Below are 583 nucleotides of genomic sequence, written 5' to 3' on the forward strand. Positions count from 1 at the left end.
GCCGACCTCAACCAACTCGTACCGTTCAAGTACGACTGGGCCTGGCAGAAGTATCTGGACGGTTGCGCAAACCACTGGATGCCGCAAGAAGTCAACATGACCGCCGACATCGCCCTCTGGAAAGACCCGGAAGGCCTGACCGACGACGAACGCCGCATCGTCATGCGCAACCTTGGCTTCTTCTCCACCGCCGACTCCCTGGTTGCCAACAACCTGGTCCTGGCCGTGTACCGCCTGATCACCAACCCGGAATGCCGCCAGTACATCCTGCGCCRGGCGTTCGAAGAGGCGATCCACACCCACGCCTACCAGTACTGCATCGAATCGCTGGCTATGGATGAAGGCGAGATCTTCAACATGTACCACGAGATCCCATCGGTCGCGAAAAAAGCCACCTGGGGCCTCAAATACACCCGTTCGATCTCCGATCCGAAGTTCGAAACCGGCACCGTCGAAACCGACAAAGAGCTGCTGCGCAACCTGATCGCCTACTACTGCGTTCTGGAAGGCATCTTCTTCTACTGCGGCTTCACCCAGATCCTCTCCATGGGCCGCCGCAACAAAATGACCGGCGTCGCCGAGC

The 583-nt window shown here is 58.9% G+C and carries 1 protein-coding gene; it reads left to right on the forward strand.

The features are described 5' to 3' along the window. Positions 1-583 (forward strand): ribonucleotide-diphosphate reductase subunit beta (locus tag AC1DRJ_RS31760; RefSeq protein ID WP_477805580.1); only part of this gene is annotated, 583 nt, incomplete at both ends.

Source organism: Pseudomonas sp. P5_B2 (genome assembly GCF_056400445.1).